Genomic DNA, 4,684 nt, shown 5'->3' with positions numbered 1-4,684 from the left:
CCGGGACCGCGAGCTGTGGTGGCGCGACCGGGTGCAGGCCGCGCACGCCGCGGCCCGAGGGGCGCCGTCCCCAGCCTGACCGCGCAGCCGGCGAGTGCTTGGCTCGACACGGTCGGCCTGAGCCTGCCCTTCGAGATCGTGGGAGTGCTGCAGCTGGTCAATGCCTGGTTGTTGTACGGGTTCTTCCGCCACACGCGCCCTGCGGAGGAGGATGCCGTGGCGGGCACCCCGTCCGGCGACACGGCGGCTGCCAGGGAGAGGGCACCCCGCAGCGCGGTCAGCTCGCCACCACCGCCCGCCCCACCTCGTGAGGGATGAGCAAGGACGATCAAGCGGCCGCGGGCTGGGTCCGGCAGCGTGGAGCGCATCGACGAAAGGAGACCCCCATGACCAACACGACCGTCGACCCGAAATCGCTGCCGGTCAGTGACCCGAAGCGGCACACCATGCAGACCCGCACCAAGCTCAGCGGTCTGGCCGAGCACCTGCGCGAGGACGCCGGCAAGGTCGACGATCCCCGCGCCAAGGCGCTCTTCGAGACCGCGGCGGAGGTGCTGCTAGGGCTCGAGCATGCCTTTGCCGACTACGAGCAGGGTGAGGAGGAGGCCTGGCAATGACGGTCCCGTCCCGTGGCGGCGGATCGGCGACTACTCGTCGAGCGCCTTGCGCAGGATGGCGGCCAGGCTGGCCCGGTCGGCCTCGTCGAGCGGCGCGAAGAAGTCGTCCGCCTCCTCGACTCGTGCCTGCTCGATGGCGCGACGGACCTGTTGGCCCTGTGGCGTGGGCGTCACCACGATCGACCGGCGATCGTTCGGGCTGGGCGAGCGCCCGACGAGGCCCTTGGCCTCGAGGCTGTCGATGACCTCCGTGGCTGAACGCGGCGCGATGTGCAATGACTCGGCGACGTCGGAGAGGCGGGGAGGTCTGTCCTCGTGGCCCTCCAGGGCCGAGCAGATCACGCGCAGCGCCCGGGCCTGGTGGGGCGAGAGCTCCCATGGGACCAGCGAGTGCGCCCACCGCCGCCGGAGGGTGCGGGCGGCACGCATCAGCAGGTCGCCCTCGTGGTGTCCCTGGGTCATGCTCCGAATCCTATCCTTGGGGGAGCGCCCCTCATAGTGAGGCAACCTCAAGAACTGCTGGGCCGGGCCGGTCCCCGTGAGCGTGTCGCGAAGTAGGTTGGAGTCCGTGACCTGGACGGTGGGCTTCGACCTCGACATGACCCTGGTGGACTCCCGGGAAGGGATCATCGCCACGATGCAGACCGCCATCGGGCAGCAGGGGGTGACCGCGGACCGCGAGGACCTCTGGCAGCTGCTCGGCCACCCGCTGGATCACACTCTCGGCCACTGGCTGCCGGAAAACCAGATCGAGCAGGCCGTGGCGACCTACCGCCAGGAGTACCTCGTGCACGCCGTGCCCATCACCACACCGCTGCCCGGCGCGCACGAGGCCTTCGCCACCGTCCGCGACCTCGGGGGGCGCGTCGTGGTGGTCAGCGCCAAGGTCGCTCCCGCGGTGCGCGCCGTGCTCGAACACGTCGGACTCGTCCCGGACGACGTGGTCGGCGAGCTGTTCGGCGAGGCCAAGGGCACGGCCCTGCGCGAGCACCACGCCGGCATCTACGTCGGCGACCACGCGGGCGATGTCCACGGAGCTCGCGTCGCCGGAGCCACGTCGGTGGTGGTCCTCACCGGCCCCAACGACCGGGAGACCCTCGAGCGCGCGGGCGCGGACGTCATACTCTCGGACCTGACCGAGTTTCCCGGCTGGCTCCGCGCGCACCGCGCGGGAGCGACGGCATAACCACTGGCGCGAGCGGTTAGCCTTGGAGGCAGCGCCGACAGCGCGATCGAGTCATGCCCCGGGGGCTCCCGGGGAGGACAACCAGGCAACAGCGAGCAAGAGGTGGACAGTGCCGACTGGCAAGGTCAAGTGGTATGACGCCGAGAAGGGCTTCGGCTTCCTCAGCGACGACGAGGGCGGCGACGTCTTCCTGCACGCCAACGCGTTGCCGGAGGGCGTGGAGACCGTGCGGGCCGGGACCCGCGTGGAGTTCGGCATCGTCCAGGGACGGCGTGGAGCCCAGGCGCTCTCGGTCCGGCTGCTCGACCCCGCGCCCTCGGTCGCGGCGTCGGTGCACGCCAAGAACCGCAAGCCGGCCGACGAGATGGCGATCGTGGTCGAGGACCTGATCAAGCAGCTCGACGGCGCCTCCAACGCCCTGCGCAGGGGCCGGTACCCCGAAAAGGGCAAGTCCGCTGCCCTGGCCAAGATCCTGCGGGGCGTCGCCGATCAGTTCGACGTGGCCTGACATGGCGACACCGAAGATGGACGCCGTGCTCGCCGCCGCGGTCGACCTGGCCCGCGAGGCGGCCGAGAGCATCGCGGAGGACGGCACCGTCGGCGAGCACCTCGGCGTGACGATGGATGCCGACCGGCTGGCCACGCACTACTTCGACTGCACCGCGCGGGCCTACCCCGGCTGGCGCTGGGCGATCACCATTGCGCGGGCCCCGCGCGCCCGGATCGCCACCGTGTGCGAGACCAACCTGGTCCCCGGCGAGGACGCGCTGCTCTCGCCCGAGTGGCTGCCCTACGACCAGCGGCTGGCGCCCGGCGACATCGGCGCGGGTGACGTCACGCCCTATGTGGAAGAGGACCCGCGGCTCGAGCCCGGGTTCGAGGCCACCGGCGACGAGGACGTCGACGAGATGGCCCAGTGGGAGCTGGGGCTCGGACGGCCGCGGGTGCTGTCGGCCGAGGGGCGCGACGAGGCGGCGCAGCGCTGGTATGACGGTGAGCACGGACCGCAGGCAGCGGTCGCCAAGGAGGCCCCGGCCCCCTGCTCCACGTGCGGCTTCTTCGTCCCGATGGCAGGTGCGTTGCGGTCTTTTTTCGGCGTGTGCGCCAACGCCTGGTCTCCCTCCGACGGTCGCGTCGTGAGCCTTGACCACGGCTGCGGCGCGCACAGCGAGGTCGATGTCGTGCGGCCCGAGCCGGTGGCCGTCGAGCCGGTCGTCCTCGACGAGTACGCCATGGACGTGTATGCCTGAGTAGCTCGCCCCGGGAGGTGGTCCGCCATGGGCACGGTCCTGGCTCTTGCTGGGGTGCCCGCCGCGTCCGCGGTGTTCGCTGTGCCGGGGCTGGCCGCAGTGGCCGCGATGGCCGCGTTCGGGGAGCCGGACGGCCAGGGTTGGACCCAGATCGCCGAGCTGGGCATCGCCCTGGTGCTGTCGGGGCTGATCGGGTTCGAGCGGGAGATCCGCGGCAAGGCGGCGGGGCTGCGAACCCACACCATCATCGGGTTCGGCGCGGCGCTGATCGTGCTGGTCTCCAAGTACGGCTTCACCGATGTGCTCGGCGCCCACGCCACGCTCGACCCCTCACGGGTGGCGGCGCAGATCGTCTCCGGCATCGGGTTCATCGGTGGCGGACTGATCTTCGTGCGGCGCGACGCGGTGCGCGGGCTCACGACCGCCGCCTCGGTGTGGCTGACCACGGGGATCGGGATGGCGGCCGGAGCCGGACTCCCCGTGCTCGCGGTCGCCAGCACGGCCGGCTACTTCGTGATCATCTACGGCATGAGCGCGCTCGTGCGGCGCCTGCCCGGCTCGACCCATCGCGTGCAGGAGGTGCGCGTCACCTACGTCGACGGACGCGGGTTGCTGCGCACGATCCTCGAGCGGTGCACCGGCCAGGGGTTCGTGGTCAACCAGGTCTCCACCCATCCGATGGGCGGCGAGGGTCGCCAACGCGACGAGGGGATGGACCGGCCGGGCGAGGCGGCGGGGGATCGCCTGGTCAATGTCGTGCTCGGCCTCACCGGCGCGCAGGACGTGGGGCGGTTGCTGAGCGGCCTCGCCGACCTCGACGGCGTCGTCCACGCCGGGGTCAACGACGAGGACGAGTGAGCCGGCCGGTGCTCAGCTCGGCCCGCTTTGCTCAGCTCAAGCGGGTTTCCGGCGGCTCGGAAGCGGTTTGAAGCGAGCACGCCGCCCTGGTTTGCTCAGCTCGGCCCGCTTTGCTCAGCTCAAGCCGGTTTTTGGCAGGTCGGAAGCGGTTTGAACTGAGCAAAGGTCGGGAGGCGGCTCAGGCGGCGGACGCGTTGCCGCGGCCGCGGCGCACGTAGGCCCAGCCGAGCGTGCCGAGGGCGGCGCCCGCGACACACGTCCACTTCCACCAGGACCGGTCACCCTCGTGCAGGGCCGGTATGACGAGGGTCAGCACCAGCGCGACCAGCCAGAGCAGCACGCCGATCCCGACGATCCGTGCCGTGTCGACCCGCAACGGCTCGAGCTGCGGCTGTTGCCGGGTCGGCTCGTCGGAGGGACTCACGCACCCAGCCTACCGACGAGTCCGCAGATCGGGCGCGCCCGCTCGCACCGGCGCGCGGGTGGGTGTTGGCTGGAGGCCAGCAGAAGGAGCACGCCATGATCCTCCCGAAGGTCCGGGACCCTCGTTTTGTGACGATCCGTCGCGGCGGGACCCTCACCGACGCGGACCACCAGCTCCTGGCGCTGTGGGCGGCGTCCTGCGCGGAGCACGTCCTTGACCTCTTCGAGCGGGTGCGGCCGGGGGACTCCCGGCCGCGTCACGCGATCGAGCAGGCACGTGCCTGGGCCCGTGGCGAGGCCACGATGACCGAGGCACGCGCGGCCGGCGGGCACGCGATGGGCGCGGCCAG

9 protein-coding genes are annotated in these 4,684 nt (G+C 71.6%); 7 read left to right on the top strand and 2 right to left on the bottom strand.

Going from position 1 to position 4,684, the window contains the following annotated elements; all coding sequences use genetic code 11:
- Both FRW57_RS23410 and FRW57_RS17450 read left to right on the top strand, forming a co-directional pair.
- A partial coding sequence (locus FRW57_RS23410; RefSeq protein WP_203230391.1) for a hypothetical protein occupies window positions 1-318 on the top strand: 318 nt, incomplete at its 5' end.
- Window positions 319-386: 68 nt separating this feature from the next.
- Entirely contained in the window at window positions 387-617 is a 231-nt protein-coding gene (locus FRW57_RS17450) for a hypothetical protein (protein ID WP_152186591.1), read from the top strand.
- A 30-nt stretch (window positions 618-647) separates the two neighbouring features.
- Here FRW57_RS17450 and FRW57_RS17445 read toward each other — a convergent pair whose 3' ends face one another.
- Window positions 648-1,079, bottom strand: a complete 432-nt coding sequence (locus tag FRW57_RS17445) for a MarR family winged helix-turn-helix transcriptional regulator (protein ID WP_152186590.1) — start codon at window positions 1,077-1,079, stop codon at window positions 648-650.
- Window positions 1,080-1,185: 106 nt separating this feature from the next.
- On the opposite strand from FRW57_RS17445, the gene FRW57_RS17440 reads away from it, so the two are divergent.
- From FRW57_RS17440 to FRW57_RS17425, 4 genes are all read left to right on the top strand, one after another.
- Window positions 1,186-1,803: an HAD family hydrolase gene (locus tag FRW57_RS17440; RefSeq protein WP_238999475.1), complete on the top strand. Its 618-nt coding sequence runs from the start codon at window positions 1,186-1,188 to the stop codon at window positions 1,801-1,803.
- Between the two features lie 109 nt (window positions 1,804-1,912).
- The gene (locus FRW57_RS17435; protein WP_137123100.1) at window positions 1,913-2,311 is read left to right on the top strand and encodes a cold-shock protein; all 399 of its coding nucleotides are present in this window, start codon (window positions 1,913-1,915) and stop codon (window positions 2,309-2,311) included.
- A 1-nt stretch (window position 2,312) separates the two neighbouring features.
- On the top strand, window positions 2,313-3,053 hold the full coding sequence (locus tag FRW57_RS17430) for a DUF3027 domain-containing protein (protein WP_137123099.1): 741 nt from the start codon (window positions 2,313-2,315) through the stop codon (window positions 3,051-3,053).
- Between the two features lie 27 nt (window positions 3,054-3,080).
- Window positions 3,081-3,911, top strand: coding sequence for an MgtC/SapB family protein (locus FRW57_RS17425; RefSeq protein WP_238999474.1), 831 nt, complete (start codon window positions 3,081-3,083; stop codon window positions 3,909-3,911).
- Window positions 3,912-4,089: 178 nt separating this feature from the next.
- Here the strand turns inward: FRW57_RS17425 and FRW57_RS17420 are convergent, their stop codons facing one another.
- A complete protein-coding gene (locus FRW57_RS17420) occupies window positions 4,090-4,335 on the bottom strand; it encodes a DUF2530 domain-containing protein (RefSeq protein WP_137123098.1) in 246 nt (81 codons plus the stop codon).
- A gap of 95 nt (window positions 4,336-4,430) precedes the next feature.
- Here FRW57_RS17420 and FRW57_RS17415 point away from each other — a divergent pair.
- Window positions 4,431-4,684, top strand: a 254-nt coding sequence (locus tag FRW57_RS17415) for a putative immunity protein (RefSeq protein WP_338055379.1), incomplete at its 3' end; no start/stop codon positions are given.

The organism is Segeticoccus rhizosphaerae, from assembly GCF_009192725.1.
Classification (GTDB): Bacteria; Actinomycetota; Actinomycetes; order Actinomycetales; family Dermatophilaceae; genus Segeticoccus; species Segeticoccus rhizosphaerae.
Note: the sequence above shows the minus strand (reverse complement) of the source record. Positions and strands in the feature narration are given on the sequence as shown.